The 18,370-nt window shown below is 62.8% G+C and carries 16 protein-coding genes and 4 tRNA genes; 5 read left to right on the forward strand and 15 right to left on the reverse strand.

Going from position 1 to position 18,370, the window contains the following annotated elements; genetic code table 11:
• Positions 1-393: 393 nt before the first annotated feature.
• From ABZS45_RS08755 to ABZS45_RS08765, 3 genes are read left to right on the forward strand one after another with little or no spacing between them, the layout of a single operon-like run.
• Positions 394-1,410 carry a pyridoxal-phosphate dependent enzyme gene (locus ABZS45_RS08755; RefSeq protein ID WP_412099493.1) on the forward strand — a complete coding sequence of 339 codons (1,017 nt, stop codon included), beginning with the start codon at positions 394-396 and terminating at the stop codon, positions 1,408-1,410.
• Positions 1,407-2,708, forward strand: coding sequence for an FAD/NAD(P)-binding protein (locus ABZS45_RS08760; RefSeq protein ID WP_412099494.1), 1,302 nt, complete (start codon positions 1,407-1,409; stop codon positions 2,706-2,708). Before ABZS45_RS08755 ends, ABZS45_RS08760 begins: the two co-directional genes overlap by 4 nt.
• On the forward strand, positions 2,705-4,093 hold the full coding sequence (locus ABZS45_RS08765; protein WP_412099495.1) for a Y4yA family PLP-dependent enzyme: 1,389 nt from the start codon (positions 2,705-2,707) through the stop codon (positions 4,091-4,093). The genes ABZS45_RS08760 and ABZS45_RS08765 overlap by 4 nt, the downstream gene beginning before the upstream one ends.
• 103 nt (positions 4,094-4,196) lie before the next feature.
• Here the strand turns inward: ABZS45_RS08765 and rplA are convergent, their stop codons facing one another.
• The 7 genes from rplA to ABZS45_RS08800 all read right to left on the reverse strand — a co-directional run bounded on the left by rplA (position 4,197) and on the right by ABZS45_RS08800 (position 7,392).
• Positions 4,197-4,901: a 50S ribosomal protein L1 gene (gene rplA / locus ABZS45_RS08770; RefSeq protein WP_412099496.1), complete on the reverse strand. Its 705-nt coding sequence runs from the start codon at positions 4,899-4,901 to the stop codon at positions 4,197-4,199.
• Positions 4,902-4,998: 97 nt separating this feature from the next.
• The gene (gene rplK, locus ABZS45_RS08775) at positions 4,999-5,442 is read right to left on the reverse strand and encodes a 50S ribosomal protein L11 (RefSeq protein ID WP_010189723.1); all 444 of its coding nucleotides are present in this window, start codon (positions 5,440-5,442) and stop codon (positions 4,999-5,001) included.
• Positions 5,443-5,607: 165 nt separating this feature from the next.
• Entirely contained in the window at positions 5,608-6,516 is a 909-nt protein-coding gene (nusG, locus tag ABZS45_RS08780) for a transcription termination/antitermination protein NusG (protein ID WP_070711051.1), read from the reverse strand.
• A gap of 139 nt (positions 6,517-6,655) precedes the next feature.
• Positions 6,656-6,982, reverse strand: a complete 327-nt coding sequence (secE, locus tag ABZS45_RS08785) for a preprotein translocase subunit SecE (RefSeq protein WP_070520982.1) — start codon at positions 6,980-6,982, stop codon at positions 6,656-6,658.
• Positions 6,983-7,007: 25 nt separating this feature from the next.
• Positions 7,008-7,083: transfer RNA gene (locus ABZS45_RS08790), tRNA-Trp, on the reverse strand.
• A gap of 127 nt (positions 7,084-7,210) precedes the next feature.
• Positions 7,211-7,282 (reverse strand) — tRNA-Met (locus ABZS45_RS08795).
• Between the two features lie 34 nt (positions 7,283-7,316).
• A tRNA-Thr gene (locus tag ABZS45_RS08800) sits at positions 7,317-7,392 on the reverse strand.
• Positions 7,393-7,636: 244 nt separating this feature from the next.
• Between ABZS45_RS08800 and ABZS45_RS08805 the strand changes: the two genes are divergently transcribed.
• Positions 7,637-8,758 (forward strand): glutathione S-transferase C-terminal domain-containing protein, encoded by a 1,122-nt coding sequence (locus tag ABZS45_RS08805; RefSeq protein ID WP_412099498.1) that lies wholly within the window; start codon positions 7,637-7,639, stop codon positions 8,756-8,758.
• Positions 8,759-8,845: 87 nt separating this feature from the next.
• Here ABZS45_RS08805 and ABZS45_RS08810 read toward each other — a convergent pair.
• A tRNA-Tyr gene (locus ABZS45_RS08810) sits at positions 8,846-8,927 on the reverse strand.
• A 76-nt stretch (positions 8,928-9,003) separates the two neighbouring features.
• Entirely contained in the window at positions 9,004-10,008 is a 1,005-nt protein-coding gene (locus ABZS45_RS08815) for a polyprenyl synthetase family protein (RefSeq protein ID WP_412099499.1), read from the reverse strand.
• Between the two features lie 93 nt (positions 10,009-10,101).
• Here ABZS45_RS08815 and ABZS45_RS08820 point away from each other — a divergent pair, with 93 nt between their 5' ends.
• Entirely contained in the window at positions 10,102-11,340 is a 1,239-nt protein-coding gene (locus tag ABZS45_RS08820) for a geranylgeranyl reductase family protein (protein WP_412099500.1), read from the forward strand.
• A gap of 33 nt (positions 11,341-11,373) precedes the next feature.
• Here ABZS45_RS08820 and ABZS45_RS08825 read toward each other — a convergent pair whose 3' ends face one another.
• From ABZS45_RS08825 to ABZS45_RS08850, 6 genes are read right to left on the reverse strand one after another with little or no spacing between them, the layout of a single operon-like run.
• Positions 11,374-12,063 (reverse strand): demethylmenaquinone methyltransferase, encoded by a 690-nt coding sequence (locus ABZS45_RS08825; protein ID WP_070686672.1) that lies wholly within the window; start codon positions 12,061-12,063, stop codon positions 11,374-11,376.
• An 11-nt stretch (positions 12,064-12,074) separates the two neighbouring features.
• Positions 12,075-13,274, reverse strand: coding sequence for a glycosyltransferase family 4 protein (locus ABZS45_RS08830; protein ID WP_412099501.1), 1,200 nt, complete (start codon positions 13,272-13,274; stop codon positions 12,075-12,077).
• Positions 13,275-13,282: 8 nt separating this feature from the next.
• Entirely contained in the window at positions 13,283-13,726 is a 444-nt protein-coding gene (locus tag ABZS45_RS08835) for a DUF3592 domain-containing protein (protein ID WP_412099502.1), read from the reverse strand.
• Positions 13,727-15,406, reverse strand: a complete 1,680-nt coding sequence (gene menD / locus ABZS45_RS08840) for a 2-succinyl-5-enolpyruvyl-6-hydroxy-3-cyclohexene-1-carboxylic-acid synthase (protein WP_412099503.1) — start codon at positions 15,404-15,406, stop codon at positions 13,727-13,729.
• Positions 15,399-16,001 carry a hypothetical protein gene (locus ABZS45_RS08845; RefSeq protein ID WP_412099504.1) on the reverse strand — a complete coding sequence of 201 codons (603 nt, stop codon included), beginning with the start codon at positions 15,999-16,001 and terminating at the stop codon, positions 15,399-15,401. The genes menD and ABZS45_RS08845 overlap by 8 nt, the downstream gene beginning before the upstream one ends.
• A 10-nt stretch (positions 16,002-16,011) precedes the next feature.
• Positions 16,012-18,363, reverse strand: coding sequence for an ATP-binding cassette domain-containing protein (locus ABZS45_RS08850; protein ID WP_412099505.1), 2,352 nt, complete (start codon positions 18,361-18,363; stop codon positions 16,012-16,014).
• Positions 18,364-18,370: the final 7 nt, after the last annotated feature.

Below are 18,370 nucleotides of genomic sequence, written 5' to 3' on the forward strand. Positions count from 1 at the left end.
CCTGGGCTTATCTCGATCCAGCGCTGCATATGGCGTCTTTAGTCTGGTCCTCCTTCCCCTCCTCCAGTCACGTACCTCAGGTGGGCTGGGGGTTAAAGCCAGCTGGGAACGAAAGTCTCCGCACACAGTACAACGTGGGTCCCAGTGAAATCTGGAACCCACGTTGTAAGGGGTCTTGTCTATCAGGCGGTTTCTCACGCCGCCCGCCCTGCAAGACTCAGGGTGTTCTCTCTATCTCTCATGCGCCTCTCTCAAACGCACGAGATTATTATGCGGCACGTTCCTTGTAATCCCATACTACCAACCTGCCAATTTCCTGTTAGTAAGAAAAGTGCCGTTATCCTGCACAAATTCAGCACTAGAAACGGGAAAAGCTACAGGCAGAGGTCTACCATGGGGCTAATGATGAACCCACGGATTCATTCTCAAGCCCAACCACCTATTGGCCATACCCCGCTGATGCGCGTGGACGCCATTAATCCCCGTACCGATGTGCACCTCTACCTCAAGCTAGAGCAATTCAACCTGGGTGGATCCGCCAAGGACCGCACCGCACGCGCACTCATCCAAGCCGCGCTTGACGCCGGCGACATAGGCCCCGGATCCACCCTGGTGGAGTCTTCCTCGGGCAACCTTGGCATGGCACTGGCCCGCCAGGCCCCACTTGCGGGTATGAAATTCCACTGCGTGGTCGATCCGCGCGTCAATTCCTCCACCGTGGCCACGATGCGGGCCTACGGCGCCCACGTGGAATTGCTGGATCACCCGGACCCGGAAACCGGCGATTGGCTCACCGCTCGCCGCACCCGCGTGGCCGAGCTTCTAGAAGAGATCCCCGATTCTTTCAATCTCAACCAGTACTCCAACGAGGCCGCCTTTTACGCCCACGCCGAAGGCACGATGACGGAAATCGTGTACCAGCTCGGACAGGCGCCCACCCACTTGTTCGTCGCTATAAGCACCACCGGCACCCTCGGTGGCTGCGTGCGCAAGCTCACTGAGCTTGGCGCTGATACGGAGACCATCGGTGTCGATGCCGAAGGCTCCGTGCTGTTTGAGGGCCAGCGCGGCACCCGCATGCTGCCGGGCTATGGTGCTGGCATTGTCACCGATCTATCCACCAAATTCTCGCCGTCCTCAGTAGAGCGTGTGCCCGATCTGGATGCCATTGTGGCAGCCCGTCGCCTCGCCCAGACCGAAGGCCTTCTGCCTGGAGCCTCCGGCGGCGCGGTCATCGCGGCATTCCAGCGTCTCGCGCCTACCCTTCCGGCCGGTGCGGAGGTCGTGGCCGTACTCCACGACGGTGGCCAGCCTTACCTCGATACCATCTACAACGATTCCTGGGTCTGCGAGCACTTCGATATCTCTCCTCCCGAGCTCGCCGCGCGCGTCGAAGGGGATTCAGAGTGAGCCCGCAGGAACCTTCCCGCCGCATCGCCATCATCGGCGGCGGCCCACGCGGGCTGTGGGCCGTAGAAGAGCTCATCGAGCGCGCCCGCATCCCCGTGGATATCACAGTCTTTGATCCCTACCCCGCCGGCGCCGGCGCGGTGTATCGCCCGCAGCAGCCGCCGCAATGGCGCCTTAACGTCAATTGCGCCATCGTCACCACCGCACACGATAGCTTCAACGCTTGGCGTACCCGCCGCGGGGAATCCACCACCGATGCCTTCCCACCGCGCGCGCAGGTGGGGCAATTCCTGGCCGATACGTGGGCCGCTGCCCTGCACCGCGCCCCGCAGCACGTGCACATTCGACACCTACCCCAGCGTGTGTGTTCGGTGTCTGCCACTGACGTCGGGTTCATCGTCGATGGCTCGCCCTTCGACGAAGTCCTCGTCTGCACCGGTCACGATCACCTCCACCCCGGTGCCTTAGTCCACGAGCCTTCCCGCGTTCCGATCACCGGACTCTACTTCGGCGCCAATTTGCCCAGTGCCCCGCGACGGATTGGGGTGCGCGGTGCTGCCTTGAGCTTCATCGATGTCTGCCTGCTGTACGGCGATACCGCCGAGGTCATCTTCCCGGTGAGCCACAGCGGGCGTTTCATGGAGGTCAAGCCCGCCGCGGGCACGCCGCAGCCCGAGATCCCGGCCGACGTAAAGCGCGCCTGTGCCGGCGTGCACAATGCCGATGAATTGCGCGACATCCTCCTAGCGGCCGCCGGATCGATGGGTGAGTTTTCCATCGGAGACCTCGCTGCAGTGCTCGACGGCCACGACTTTTCCGGCGATGCCGTCGCGGAGCTGGATGCCTCCCTCCGCGCCGCCGAGGGCACCGGGCCGCTTACCCCGGCTGCGGCTGTAGGCGCGGCGTTTCGGGGGCTCTTTCAAGAATGCGTGGACTGGCACAAGACTCATGGCACCATGCCCGGCTTCCGTGAGCTCTCGCGCACCCTCGAGCGCGTGGCCTTTGGCCCACCACCGGTCACCGCGCGGCGCCTGCTCGAGCTCATCCGCACAGGCGTGATAGATACCCGCTACCTCGCCGCCCCGGACCAGATAGACCACTGGCGCGAGCAGGGTGGCATTGATCTGCTTATCGATGCCACCGTAGCTCCCCAAGCCATCCCCACCCCTTTCCACGATGTCCCCGGCGTCGTGGAAATCGGCCGCATGAATGAGCTTAAGCTTCCCGGCCATGACTCGTTGAACCGTTCCGTGCACGATGACATCCCCCGTTGGGCGGAGAAAGTAGTAAACCCATGACCAACCACACCACCCCGTTACCCGTTCATGGCACCGTTGCGCTGCGCGCGCGGTGGGAAGAGTGGATGACGGAATTAGTGGGCGACCCACAGCAGGTTTCCCGCCTTACCTCCGAGTATGGCTCGCCCGTTAATGTGCTCAACCCCGCGCCGCTGCGCCGCAACGCCCAAGAGCTCCTCGATGCCGGCGCCTCTCATGGCGTGGACACGCAGGTATTTTTCGCTCGTAAGGCTAATAAAGCCTTGTGCTTCGTCGACGCCGCCCGCGAGGCTGGCCTGGGCGTGGACGTCGCCAGTGAAAATGAGCTGCGCCAAGTGCTTAACCGTGGAGTCGCGCCCGAGCGGATTATCCTCAGCGCGGCTATTAAGACCGACGCGTTGCTGCGTCTAGCTATCGACCGCGGAGTCACCATTTCCTGCGATTCGCGAGCGGAAGCCGAGCGCATCGCTGCCCTTGCCAAGGCCCTCAACCACACCGCGCACGTCGCACCGCGCCTTGCCCCCAACCCGGATAACCTTCCGCCGACGCGCTTCGGTGAGCTCCTTCACGCATGGCAAAGCCATGCCTGGCCCGAAACCATCCACGCTGACGGCGTTCACGTACACCTGCATGGTTATAGCGAATCGGACCGCCGCACCGCACTCGCGGAAGCCATCGCCCTCATCGAGCATCTCCGCTTAGTTGGCCAGCCTGCTTCCTTCATCGATATCGGCGGCGGTGTTCCCATGAGCTACCTCGAATCCCGCGAGCAATGGGGGTATTACCAGCAGCGCATCGCAGCCCAGCGCGCCGACACCGGTGAGCCTTTTACGTGGAAATCCGACCCACTCTCTAACACCTACCCCTTCTGGCAGACGCCTACCCGCGGCCAGTGGTTAGACCAACTCCTTTCTGGTGAGGTGGCCGGGTTTGGCCCCACCGGCCGTGCACTGCGCGAGCGGAATATTTCTCTTCACTTGGAGCCGGGGCGCAGCCTGCTCGATGGCTGCGGCATTATCCTCGCCGAGGTCAGCTTCCTCAAAGAGCGCTCCGACGGCCTACCTCTCATCGGCGCCGCCATGAACCGCACCCAATGCCGTACCGCGGCGGATGATATCTTGCTCGACCCGCTCCTGGTGCCCACTGCCGGAGACCGCGGTGCGGTGGACCGGGAACCGCGCACCGGGTTCGTGGTGGGAGCCTATTGCATTGAAGATGAAGTCATCCTACGCCGCGAGCTCGATTTCCCGGAGGGCATAGCGGTGGGCGATACCCTCGCTATCCCCAACACCGCCGGTTACTTCATGCATATTTTGGAATCTGCCTCTCACCAGATTCCGTTAGCACGCAATGTCTACCTGGACGCAGACGGCCGGGGCTGGAAGCCAGACGATATCGACGCCTAACAATCCCCGCCGCTATCTGCACGGGACTGGCAGGGCATAGGAAAAGGGCTCCGAGGGTAAACCTCGAAGCCCTGTGCCATTTAGCGCGATGCGCTAGACCGATTTACTCGGTGTAGTTCTTCTCCACGGAAGTATCGACCGGGATGCCCGGGCCGGAGGTGGTGGAGATGGTGACCTTCTTGGCGTAGATACCCTTAGCGGAGGACGGCTTCAGACGCAGGATCTCGTCGTACAGCGCGCCGTAGTTCTCAGCCAGCTTCTCAGCATCGAAGGAAGCCTTGCCGATGATGGCGTGCAGGTTGGAAGCCTTGTCAACGCGGAAGGAAATCTTACCGCCCTTGACGTCAGCAACGGCCTTGGTCACGTCAGCGGTCACGGTGCCGGTCTTCGGGTTCGGCATGAGACCACGCGGGCCCAGCACGCGGGCAACGCGGCCAACCTTGGCCATCTGATCCGGGGTGGCGATAGCAACGTCGAAGTCGATGTTGCCCTCGTTGATAGCAGCGATCAGCTCTTCGGTGCCCACGATGTCGGCGCCAGCAGCCTTCGCAGCCTCAGCGTTGTCGCCCTCAGCGAAGACGGCCACGCGGACGTCCTTACCGGTGCCGTGGGGCAGGGAGACGGTGCCGCGAACCAGCTGGTCAGCCTTACGCGGGTCAACGCCCAGGCGGAAGACAACGTCAACGGTGGCGTCGAAGTTCTTGGAGGAGGTCTCCTTGGCCAGCTTGGCGGCCTCGATCGGGCGGTACAGGCGGGAGCGGTCTACCAGCTCAGCGGCAGCCTTGTATGCCTTGGACTTGGTGCTCATAAGTGCAATTCCTTTTCTTGGATTGATGTGGTGTTAGCGGGCCGAAGCTGGCCCTGCCACGCGCGACACAGAACGTATCGCGCATTAAATCGAATTTTTACTTAGCCGGGACGCCGTCAACGGTGATACCCATGGAGCGAGCGGTACCAGCAATGATGCGGGCGCCGTTCTCGATGTCACGAGCGTTGAGGTCCTCAAACTTGGTCTGTGCAATCTCCTTGCACTGATCCCAGGTCACGGAGCCAACCTTGTCGGTGTGCGGAACGCCGGAGCCCTTCTTAATGCCAGCGGCCTTGAGCAGGAGCTTAGCTGCCGGCGGGGTCTTCAGCTTGAAGTCGAAGGAGCGGTCCTCGTACACGGTGATCTCCACCGGCACGACGTTGCCGCGCTGGGACTCGGTCGCAGCGTTGTAGGCCTTGCAGAACTCCATGATGTTGACGCCGTGGGCACCGAGTGCCGGGCCGACCGGCGGAGCCGGGTTAGCAGCGCCTGCCTCGATCTGGAGCTTGATCAGGCCAGTGACCTTCTTCTTGGGAGCCATCGAATTACCTCTTTCCTGTGGTACCGGAGTGCCGCCACGATGAATACCAGCGCCCCGTCCGGATGCTCACGCATTGTGGGCCACCGGAGGATGAACGTTTCAAAATGCGCAAAAGCGCACGGCGTTCAAGTTTAGAACACCGTGCGCCCAGCTCAAAATCGCTTTTTAGGAGATGCGCTCGATCTCCGTCGGGGATAGCTCCACCGGGGTTTCGCGGCCGAAGATGGACACCAGGCCCTGCATCTTGCCAGTCTCCGGGTCGATCTCGGAGATGGTGGCGGAAACAGAAGCCAGCGGGCCAGACAGGATGGTGACGGCCTCGCCCACCTCGAAGTCGTGCGCGTAGGCCTTGGCGGCCTCCTTCTCCGGCATGGCCACAACCTGCTCGCCCTCGGAGTCTGCTGCGGAGTCCTCCGGAGAGACCGTCGGATCGTTCGGCATGAGGAACTTAGCCACGTCGCGGATCTTCACCGGGGTTGCGTTGCCCTCATTGCCCACGAAGGAGGTCACGCCCGGGGTATCGCGAACGACGGACCAGGCAGCGTCGTTAAGCTCCATGCGCACCAACACGTAGCCCGGCAGCAGCTTGCGCTTGACTACCTTCTTCTTGCCGTCCTTCTTTTCAATGGCCTGCTCGACCGGCACAACGACCTCAAAGATGGAATCCTCCACCTCGAGGGTCTGGGCGCGCATATCGAGGTTGGTCTTCACCTTGTTCTCATAACCGGAGTAGCACTGGATGATGTACCACTGGCCCGGCTGCTTCTTCAGCTCGCGGGTAAAGGCGCGCAGGCGGGACTTGTACTCGGCGTCTGCGGCAGCGGCGGCATCTGCCTCAGCGCTTGCCGACGCCTCCCCCGCACCCTCGCCTTCAGCCTCATCCGTGACGCCACCGAGAGCAGCCTCAGCGGCCTTGGTAGCAGCTTCCTTTTCGGCAGCTTCCTTCTCCTCGGCGGACAGTTCCTCCTGCGGCTGCTGGGATTCCTCAGTAGCCTCGACCGCTTCAGCGGCCTGTTCCTGGACGTTATCGATCATGGCCTGCTCGAGGGAGGTGCCAGTGTTTTCTTCGCTCATTGTCTGCTACTCCAAATTGGTGTTCATTCTTCTAGTCCCCCACCAGGGTACTCGGCGGGACTAGGGCAAAAAGTATCCCGCCGTTTCCCCTAGTCGAGCTAGCGGGAAGGCGGCGGGATGAAAGTATGAGATTAGTGTACTAAGGCGCGAGGATTGCTTCAACTCCAAGGCCGGTCAGCGTGTCCACGCCCCACACCAGAGCGGTGAGGACGATAAGAAAGGCGAAGGTCACCAGAACGTACTGAAGCATTTCCTTGCCGGTAGGCCACACGACCTTCTTCATCTCAGAGACGACTTCACCCGGGAAGGAGCCGACGGATCCGCCGAAAGAATCTTCCTTCTTATCCTCGACGCGCACGACGCGCTTGTCGGTGTAGGAATCAGTAGAGGTAGTCGCTGCGCCAGAGAGCTGACGCTTGCCGGTTGGGCGCGGAGCCCCGGTGCTCGGCTGCTTTTCATCGCTCACGGCGATTCCCTCCTTGGAAGTGATGTGGCAGGGGCGACAGGACTCGAACCTGCAACCTACGGTTTTGGAGACCGTTGCGCTACCAATTGCGCCACGCCCCTCTGCGTGCCCTTTTGGGACAACGCACAACCCTACCAGAACGGTGATTCCCCATGGAAACCACGTGCCGTATAAGGCTGGGAGGCGGTAGTGAAAAAGCGCCCGTATGCGGGCGCTTTTCTTTCCCGGTAGCGATGGCGAGAATTGAACTCGCGACACAGCGATTATGAGTCGCTTGCTCTACCACTGAGCTACACCGCCATATTCACTTTCTGAAAGCTTCCAGAAACATGAATGGAGCCCCCTGACAGAATCGAACTGTCGACCTTTTCCTTACCATGGAAACGCTCTGCCGACTGAGCTAAGGGGGCACAGCCTCTTAGAGTCACGGAGTTTCTTCCGCTGTGCTCTCGTTGAAGCCTTGAAAAGATTAACCCGAAACGCTTAAACAACACAAATCGCCAGTACGCCAATGGTTTTTGCGCACTTTTCAGGCACCAAAACTCACACACATCACCCTTACGCCACTCTCCCGGTGGACCGCCCTTACTCCAGGCGCGCCAAATCCAGCTATTGTTGACGTATCAAATACTTTATTTGCTATAGGGAGGACACATGAGCTCCGGTACCCAGAAACAGACACCGAAGGACTGGGCCGGCGACGCCCAGAATGCCTCGACGGATGGCGAATTCAAGCGAGACACCAACTACATCGGCGACCGCATTCTTGCCTCGGCCACCGGTGACGAACCACAGCCTTCCGCGGCTGGTAGCGGCGATGCCCTCGACTGGCCGGTGCAACCCCACCGCTACCGTCTCATCGCGGCGCGCGCTTGCCCGTGGGCGCACCGCGCCGTCATCGTGCGGCGCCTGTTGGGACTGGAAAATGTCATCTCCTTAGGCCTGGCGGGCCCGACCCACGACAAGCGCTCGTGGACTTTCGACCTCGACCCCGACGGGCTCGACCCGGTCCTGCGCATCCCCCGCCTGCAGGATGCGTATTTCGCGCGCTTTCCTGACTATCCGCGGGGCATCACGGTGCCAGCCATTGTGGAAGAATCCAGCGGCAAGGTTGTTACCAACAACTTCAACTCCATGGTGCGGGACTTTCAGACAGAGTGGACCGACTTCCAGCGAGAAGGCGCACCCAACCTGCTGCCGCCGTCCGAGCAACAGGAGGAGATGGAGGAAATCAACAACTTCATCTTCAGGAAACTCAACAACGGCGTGTATCGCGCGGGATTCTCCGCATCCCAGGAGGCTTATGAAGAGGCCTATGCGGATGTCTTCGAGGTCCTCGACTGGCTGGAGGAGCGGCTAGCCCACCGCCGCTTCATCATGGGTGAGCACATCACGGAGGCCGATATCCGGGCATACACCACACTGATCCGCTTTGACGCTGTCTACCACGGCCACTTCAAGACCAACCGGAACAAAATCAGCGAGATGCCGAACGTTTATGGCTACTTGCGCGAGCTATTCCAGCTCCCCGGTTTCGGAGATACCACCGACTTCACCGAGATCAAGCGGCACTACTACATCGTCCACCGCGAAATTAATCCCACCCAAGTCGTACCGGCCGGTCCCGACCTTAATGGCTTGGCACAGCCCCACGGCCGCGATCATCTGCAGGGCGCTCCCTTCGCTGAAGGCACCACCCTGCCGGGGCCGTTGCCTGAAACTGAGCGGTTGAAGAACCCCACGGATTTCCAGCGAGAGCTGTTCAGCTTGGATTAGCCACCCTTAACCCCCGCCCTGCGCCGAGCCGGACCGTGATCGAAAAATCCCGCAGACCCATGTGATGTGTCTGCGGGATTTATTTTGTGCCAGGTAGAAGATTCGAACTTCTGAAGGCAATGCCGGCGGATTTACAGTCCGCTCCCTTTGGCCGCTCGGGCAACCTGGCAAGCACTCTTGAGTGCGGTTATGTACTTTACTACGAACTCCCGCCTAACATGCAAATCGCCAGGCAGGAGGGGATTTTAACCCACGCGCTGAACGGTGTAGTCCGCCAACTGGCGGAGTGCTTCACTAGCCGTGCATTCCGGCAGCAGGGAGAGCTGGTCTTCCACGACGCGGAGGTAGGCGTTGACGTCGGCCAGCGCCTTGTCACGGCCGCCCGACTGCCACAGCAGTTCGATGGCGCGTTGCACGGAAGCGTCGTCCTCCAGCGGGCCCGTCAGCAGGGCGCGCAGTTCATCGCCAACCTCGCCTTCCTCCTCCAGGGCATAGAGCACCGGCAAGGTGAACACACCCTCCCGCAGGTCCGTGCCCGGGGTCTTCCCGGATTCTTCGGAGTCGGAGAAGATGTCGATGACATCGTCGACGATCTGGAAAATCATGCCTACGGCCGCACCGATTTGGCGCAGGGCCTCGCACTGTTCTGGACCCGCACCCGCGTGGTAGGCACCCAGGTAGCCGGCGGAGGCAATCAGCACCGCGGTCTTTTCCCGGATCACCGCCGTGTAATGCTCCACGGCATTGGCTTCGCCCGCACCGATGGTTTCGCGCATCTGGCCGGTAACGAGCTCCTCGAAAGTCTCCGCGAAGTGCTCCACCGTGTGGGTGTCCAACTGGCTCATCAGCCGCGAGGCGTGCGCCAAGAGGGCATCGCCCGCCAGAATCGCCACCGAGTTGGTCCACCGGAAGTTGGCGGAATCCACGCCGCGGCGGCGCTCCGCCTCATCCATGACATCGTCGTGATAGAGCGTGGCTACGTGGACCATTTCCACCACGGTTGCTGCCTTAACCACCTCGGGGGATTGCGAGCGTTCACCAAACTCGGAAGCCAACAACGCCATCATCGGGCGGAAACGCTTGCCACCAGCAAGGGAGAGGTGGCGCACTTTGTCCTTGATGAAGTCCTGCCCGCGGTCGATCTCCGTATTCAGCAGGTCCTCTACAGCAGCCATCCCGGCGTTGATACGCTCGGTGAGCTGCGCATCCCCCAAGTCCACGTGCTTGGCGTGAGTTTGGCCGTGTGACATTAAACGTGTTCCTTTAAGCTCAAAAATCCTAGTGTTTACTTACCGTAGCCCATGGCACGGCCCTCAACACACTTGTGGCCACTATCCCGTGCAATGATAGTCCCCATGTCGGAGCAGATCGATTCCACCCTTGTTGACGTCGCCATCGTAGGCGCCGGGCCCGCCGGTGCCGCCGCCGCTATCCATGCCGCACGCGCCGGCTATGAGACGCTGCTTGTCGACGCCTCCCCCTTCCCCCGCGACAAGACCTGCGGCGATGGACTCACCCCGCGCGCCATGCACCAGCTAGAGCTCCTTGGCATCGAAGTCAATGCTTCCTACCGCAACCGCGGCCTCAAGCTGCACGGCTTCGGGGGCACCGTGACCGCCCCATGGCCAGAGACCTACCCCTCTCACGAAGGCACGGCGCTGCCGCGCTATGAATTCGACGCACTGCTGGTTGAGGCTGCGCAGGCAGCCGGCGCGCAACTGATAACCGGCACGGCGACACAGCCGCAGCTGGACGGTAACCGGCTGGTGGAGTTCGCCGTCGGCAAGCGCCGCGTGCGCGCCCAGTGGGTCATCGTGGCCGACGGCGTGCGCTCGACGTTTGGCAAGCAGCTGGGCCGCACCTGGCACCGCGAGGAAGTCTATGGCATTGCTGCACGCGCTTATGCCGATTCGCCCAACGACGGCGAGGAATGGATGCACTCCCACGTTGAGCTCAAGGATCCCGAGGGCGTGGTGCAGCCGGGCTATGGCTGGATCTTTCCGCTGGGCCAGGGAGTCAACATCGGCTTGGGCGCGCTATCCACGGCCGCCCGTCCGGCCCGCCTCAACACGAAGAAGGCGCTGGATTTCTACACTGAGCAGCAGCGTTCGGAGTGGGGCCTAGGCGAGCTGCGCAACGTCACCTCAGCGATGCTGCCGATGGGTGGTGCGGTGTCTGGAGTTGCCGGCGCGAACTGGATGCTCATCGGTGACGCCGCGGCCTGCGTGAACCCGCTCAATGGCGAGGGCATCGATTATGGCCTGGAGACGGCAGCACTCGCCGTGGAGATGCTCGGCACCAAGGACCTCACCTTGGCGTGGCCAGACCGGCTGCGCGCCGAGTACGGCGAGGCCTTCCTCCTTGCCCGCACCGCCGCGCGCCTGCTGACTTACCCGCAATTCCTGCCGCTAGCCGGGCCCGTGGCCATGCGTGGGCCGGTGGGCCGCATGCTCATGCCGGCCGCGGCACGTCTCATGGGCAACCTCATCACCGACGAGGACAAGGACCTCCTCGCCCGCGCCTGGCGGCTGGCCGGCGGGGCGGTCTCCACGCTGCGCCGCGATACCCCGCTCTGGGCCTAAGCCCTTCCTCTCTGGGTCTAAGGCCTTTGAGCCTTAGGCCGGCTTAACGGCGGAGTGCAGGGCCACGATGCCGAAGGTCAGGTTGCGCCAGCCGGCCTGTTCCCAGCCGTTGCGGTTAATGGCGGCGGCCAGCTCGTGCTGCTCCGGCCATGCGCGGATGGACTCTGCGAGGTAGATATAGGCCTCCGGGTTGGAGGAGACCACCTTGGCAATCGGCGGCAGCAGGCGGGTCAGATATTCCTTGTAGACGGTGCCGAAGACCGGGATGACCGGCTTGGAGAACTCCGCTACTGCTAGGCGCCCGCCGGGTTTGGTCACGCGCGCCATCTCCCGCAGGCCCAGCTCGAAGTCGTGGATATTGCGCAGACCGTAGGAGATGGTCACCGCATCAAAGGTGTTATCCGCAAAGGGCAAGCGCATTCCATCGCCGGCCACCTTGGGTACATCGCGCTCCGCGCCAGCCGCAAGCATGCCGAGCGAGAAATCACAGGCCACGCACCACGCACCGGACTTGGACAGCTCCTCCGTCGAGACAGCCGTTCCGGCGGCAAGGTCGAGGACCTTCTCCCCCGGCTGCAAATTGAGCCGCTCGCGGGTCAGGCGGCGCCAGCGTGCGTCCTGACCAAAGGACAGCACCGTGTTGGTGATGTCGTACTTCTTACCCACCGCGTCAAACATGCGCGCGACATCGAAGGGCTTTTTCTCCAGATCTGCCTTAGACACAAGCGCCTAGTTTAGGCGACGCGCGCTCCCAGAGCGCGAGCGGCCCAACGCGGCAGCTCCGGACGCTGTCCCAGAATGGTCAGCGGAACCTCACGGACATTCTCCAAAACCTCGTCGTAGTAGCCCAGCAGCTGCTCGCAGAGAGCCGGCCAGGTCTTGGAGGAAATCGACTTCCGGGCGTTCTCCCGCATCTCCTGGTGAATCTCCGGGTTAAGCAGCGCGTCCACCGCATTGGGGAGGTCCTCAACGAACGTGGGGACATCGAGAAGCAGCCCGTTATAGCCCTCCTCGATGAGGTCTACTGGGCCGCCCGCGCGCGGGCCGATGGTGGGCACGCCCGAGGCCTGCGCCTCCTGGATGGCCTGGCAGAAGGTCTCGAACTCGCCGGCGTGCACGAAGATGTCGAGGGAGGCATAGGCCGCCGCGAGCTCCTCGCCGCCCAATGCCCCGGTAAAGACTGCATCTGGCAGCTGCGCCTCCAGCAGCGGGCGCTCTGGGCCATCGCCAACAATGACGAGCTGAATGTCTTCGCGACCGTTAAGGGCCGACAGGCGGTGCACGCCCTTCTCCGCGGCCAGGCGTCCCACAAAGCCGACGATCTTCTTGCTTCCTGTGGGATCCCACTCGCGGCGCAGTGCGGCCGAGCGCTTCGAGGGGTGGAAGCGCTCCGAATCCACGCCGCGGCCCCAGTGGCGTACGTTCTTGATGTGGTGCTTCTCCAAGTCGCTGATGGTCAGTGAGGAGGGCGCGAGAGTCATCTGGCACGCATTGTGGATGGTGCGCAGCCACTCCCACACCCCATAGGCCAGCGCGGAGGCGTGGTACTTGGTGGCAAATCCCGCGACGTCCGTCTGGTACAGCGCCACTGCAGGAATGCGCAGCTGACGTGCGGAGAATGCCCCCGCAGCTCCGAGAACGAAGGGGCTGGCCAGGTGGATGATATCCGGCTTGAACTCGCGCAGCGCCTCGTCCACTGCGGAGGTGGGCACCCCGACCGGGAGCGAATCCACCAGCGGCACCCGCACGGTGGGCACGCGCACGATGGTGAAGCCGAGATAATCGGGGATCTCCTCCTGCCCATCCCGGGCACCAGGAGCGATGACGATGGCCTCATGGCCGTGCTCGTGGAGGTGTTCGAGGACACGCAGCACGGAGTTGGTCACTCCGTTGACGTTAGGCAAGAAGGATTCCGCGACGATGGCTACACGCATGCGCCCCATCATTCCTTTCCTGGGTGCTCAGCTGGTAAAGCACGCGCTAAATTCCGGTTAATTTTCCCGCTTGCCCACCAGCATGCCCCGGCGATCAAGGTGGCCACGGCCGCAGAGGACAACGCCGGAATGATCGATAGCGTCCATTCTCGGCCTTCCACCTTGACTAGGTCCGGGTTGTTCTTGGCATAGAGCACCCACACCTGTTGCCCCTCCCCCAGCCCGGTGGGATAAAGCAGTCCGGTGGGCGGGGTGTGATAAATCCCTTTCGAATCCTGGAAATCCACGAAGGTGCGTAAGGTACCGACATCCGTCACCGTGGCCAGGGCGCGCCCGGGGTTGGCGCCGATGGTGCGGTCATTGAGGAAAGGACCGATGACCATTCCCGCCATGCCCACTAAAGCTGCGGCATACAGCACCAGGATCAGCTGGCGTACCCGGCGCCGCGGCATTTACTGACCTACCTTGGCGTTCAGCGCTTCCTGTAGCGCACGGCGCGAGGACCGGGTGGTATGTGCCTCCACCACGGTGATGCCGGTGGAGTATTCCTTGAGCTCCGCGAGGACATCGAGAAGCTCCTGCGCCGAGCTCACCTCTCGGTACTCAGCACCGCAGGCTTCCGCTAGCTTGGCAGCACCCACCCCATGCGGTGTTCCAAACGCCTTCTCGAAGGAGTCGCGCAGGGGCTCGCGGCCTTGTTCAAGCACCTCGAAGATGCCACCGCCGTCGTCGTTTGAGACGACGATGGTGAGGTTCTCCGGGCACGGATTGTCTTCGGGGAGGATGAGGGAGGTGGCGTCGTGGAGGAAGGTGACATCCCCCATGAGAGCCACGGTGCGCGGTGCGCGGGGCGCGTCGGCCTCGCGGGACTGGGTGGCTAGGGCGATACCGATAGCCTGCGCGACGGTGCCGTCGATGCCGGCAGCGCCACGCGGTGAGTAGGTCTCCACGCCGTCGAAAGGCAGGCCGATGAAGGAGGCATCCCGCACTGCGTTGGAAGCTCCGAGCACGAGGGTGTCGCCGACGGACAACGTATCGCCCACCGCGGCGGCGACGTGGAGGCCGGTAAAGCCGATCTCGGGCTTAATGGTCTCCTCGCCGGTGGTCTCCGCGAGGACCTCACGAACACCGTCGGCCGCCATCTGCGCCGCACCTTCGCAGATCTTCATCCACTCGCGCGTGGGCTCGCCGCTGGTTTTGACGGTGGTGCCCAGCTGCGCGGCCTCACCGCGCGGGTTGGTGAAATCTTCCGTGCGGGACAGACAGATGAGATCGATATCGGGATCACTCAGCAAGGCCATAACCCCGCGGTGCAGGGTGGGGTGGCCTACGACGATGACCTGCTCCACCTTGGTGTTGACCACGTAGTCGTTGGCGGAAACTTGGGCGCGGCGGAAGAGGTGCGCCGCGGCCGGGTGCACCGGGTGATAGGGCGCAGGCGCGGTGGGCTCGGCGATGGTGGGGACATCCTCTAAGCCTTCGACTTCCCAGGCCTCATCGCCCGCGATGACGAGCGTGTTGCGGCTGAGATCAACGGCCACCTCGCCGTGATTCGACCACCGCGGGGTGCGCGCGCGGTGCTGCGTGTAATCCGTCGGGGTACCGGGCAGCTCTTCGCCTACCAGCGGGGCATCGAGAGCCACGTTGATGTGCACCTGGCGGTCATTCAAAAAGCGCTCCGCGATAAGCGGGATATCACTCGTGGTCTCCACCTGGGTGGTTTCTGCATACACACCGAAGATCCCAGGCTGCTCAATGGTCTGGGAGGCCCCCGTGCCCACCAAGCGGGCCGGGCGGTCCGCGCTGATGACGGCCAGCGGGGTATGCGAGTAATGCGCCTCCACCATCGCGGGCAGCGCGTTGGCCACCGCGGTGCCGGAGGTCATCACGATGCCGACGTGCCGGCGTTGGACGCGTGCCAAACCTAAAGCAGCGAAGGCGGCGGAGCGCTCATCCAGGCGGGTATGCACGCGAATATCGCTGCGCGCGAGAAGCGCCAAAGACAGCGGTGCGTTGCGCGAACCCGGGCAGATAACCACGTCGGTGAGGTGCCGCGAGAGCTGGGCTGCCAATGCTTCCGCTAGCTGCATCGATTCTGGCTGGGACTCAGCCATAGGCTCAGTGCTAGACATTGTCCGCACCGCCTACGCCGGGCTCACCGCTGCCCGAATCGAGCTGCCCGAAAAGGTCATTGAGCAACCCCTCTAAATCGGAGCCGCCCTGGTCCAACTGATCTTGAATCTCCGGTGGCAGGTCCGTTGGGATCTCCGTAGGGATGTCGGTGGGCAGGTTATCCTGCGGCGATTCCTTGGTGGTGGTCACCGTGGTGGGAACCTCGGTGGTCACGGTCTCGGTGACCGGCTCCGGAGCAGGCTTATCAGCATCCGCTGCCGCACCGCGCCACAAGAAGAACAGCACGCCGGCGATAACGACGGCGAGAGCAGCGATGGCCGCGAAGACATAGGACAGGGCTCCCCCACCCTTCTTTGGTTGCTCCACCTGGTAGCTGGACGGGACCGGGTCATACTGCGGCTGTTGATAATTCTGGTCATAGCCCTGCTGATAGGACTGGCCATAGGCCTGCGTGTTCTGGGAGCCGGGTTCCGGGAAGTGTTGTTGGGGACGCTGTGGCGGCTGCTGTTGGGGCGCGCCGAACTGGCGGGTTTCGTTCTCACCGGTGACGCGGCCGAACTGCCGCGTCTCGTTGTCGCCGTTGTTGTTGGTCATGGGATTTACCTTATCGTGCACCCGCGCCACTTAGCACCCGCCCGGTGGGCGTTAGTCCCGTGGAAACCTCACCCGGCGTGCCATCCGCCACGATCTGTCCGCCCTCAGTACCGGAGCCCGGGCCCATCTCAATGACCCGGTCAGCGCCGGCGATGAGGTGACGGTCATGATCTGCCACCACGACGGTATGGGAGGCCTCCACCAGCGAGTGCAGCTCAGCGATGAGCAGGTCGATATCGGCCGGATGCAGGCCTACGGTGGGCTCATCCAGCAGATAGACGGTATGGCCCCGGCGCGAGTTGCGGGAGCGCTGCAGTTCCGTGGCGAGCTTGATGCGCTGGGCCTCACCGCCGGAAAGCTCCGGAGCGCCCTGGCCTAAGCGCAGGTAACCCAGACCTACCGCCTCCAAGGTTTGCAGCGCGTGGAGGATCGGTGCTTCATCTGTAAAGACCTCTAGCGCTTCTTCCACCGTAAGGTCCAGGACGTCAGCGATGGTCCTGCCCTGCCAGCGGATGGACAAGGTGTCATCGTTATAGCGCTGTCCCTGGCAGTCTGGGCACTGGGTATAGGAGCCGGGTAGGAAGACCAGCTCGACCTCGATTTGTCCGGCGCCGCCGCAGGTATGGCACTGGCCTTGTTTGACGTTGTAGGAAAAGCGGGAGACCGTCCATTTCTTCTTCTTGGCCTCCGGGGTGGCGGCGAAGAGCTTACGCACGTTGTCGAAAAGGTTGGTGTACGTCGCCACCGTGGAGCGCGGGGTTCGGCCGATTGGCTTTTGGGTAATGGAGACCACGCGCTTGACCTGCTCCGGACAGTCCGGCCCCGTGAGCGTGTCATGGAGTGCGGCCAGCAACGTGGATTTACCGGAACCGGAGAGCCCAGTAATAGCCGTGAACTGGCCCAGCCCAAAGTCCACGTCGAGGCCATCGATGGTGTGTGAGCGCACCTGGCGCAGCGCGATATCACCGTGCGCCGAGCGCGCTTTGGCCTTGGGCGTGGGGCGAGGGCGGGCCAAGGCACGCGCGGTGGGGGTATCAGCGGAGTCCGCCGCCTCTATGTAATCGGCAACGGGACCCGAGTACACCACCTGGCCGCCGCGCTCACCGGCGAGCGGGCCGACATCCACGATCCAATCGGCCTGCTTGACCAGCTCCATGTCGTGTTCCACCAGCAGCACCGAGTTGCCCTCCGCAATGAAACGCCGGCACATATCGAGCACTGCACCCCGCTCCACCGGATGCAGGCCAGCAGACGGCTCATCCAGGACATAAGTCACGCCATAAAGCCCGGAGCGCAGCTGCGCGGCCAGGCGCAGGCGCTGCACCTCACCGCCCGAGAGCGTATCTGTAGGTCGATCGAGGCTGAGGTGCCCCAGGCCGAGTTCCAATGCAGATTCAAAGGCTGGCAGGAGAGCCTTGAGGAGCAGGTCTTCCGCGTCATTCGGCTGCGGCTTCTGAGCGCTTAGCAGCTCGTAGGCTTCGCTCAGCGGAAGAGCATTGAATTCGTCGATAGGCAGCCCGGCGTAAGTAACCTTGAGGGCCTTCGCCGTCAGCCGGCGCCCCTTGCAGGTATCGCAGCGGCGGGTTTCCATGAAACTCAAGACGCGGGCACGCAGTGTATCCGACTTCGTCTCCGCATAGGTCTTGGTCAGGTAGCTGGCCACGGAGCGCCACGTGCCCTCGTAATTGCGCTGAATCTGATCCGCCCCGCGGCGCGGCTTGACGGTCACTACCGGGCGTTCCTCGGTGAAGAGGATCCACTCGCGGTCTTTCTTCAGCAAGTCTTCCCACGGCGAATCCAGGTCAAAGCCCAGTTCTTGCAGGATGTCGTGGAAGTTCTTGCCCGCCCAGGCCCCCGGCCACGCAGCGATTGCGCCATCCTCGATGCTTAAGGAGGGGTCCGGCACCATGGAGGCCTCCGTGGGTTCGTGGACCACCCCGGTGCCCTGGCACTCCGGGCACATACCCTCCGGAGTATTCGGGGAGAAGGAATCGGAGTACAGGCCCTCCGGGTTGTCACCGCAGCGCGAATACAACAAGCGCACGGAATTGGACATGGCGGAGATCGTGCCCACGGTGGAGCGCGCGCTGCTTGTCGACGCCGACTGCTGCAACGCCACCGTCGGCGGCAGGCCTTCGATGCGGCCTACCTGCGGGTCCACCGCCGAGGCAATGAGCCGGCGGGCGAAAGGCGCGACGGATTCCAAATAGCGGCGCTGACCTTCACCGTGGATGGTGCCGAAAGCCAGCGAGGACTTTCCGGAGCCGGACACCCCGGTTACGGCCACGAGCTGGCCGCGCGGAAGGTCCACATCCACGTTGCGAAGGTTGTGCAGGTGCGCGTCTTTCACGGAAATGGTCATGCCCGCC

Source organism: Corynebacterium aurimucosum, assembly GCF_046895345.1.
GTDB lineage: Bacteria > Actinomycetota > Actinomycetes > Mycobacteriales > Mycobacteriaceae > Corynebacterium > Corynebacterium aurimucosum_G.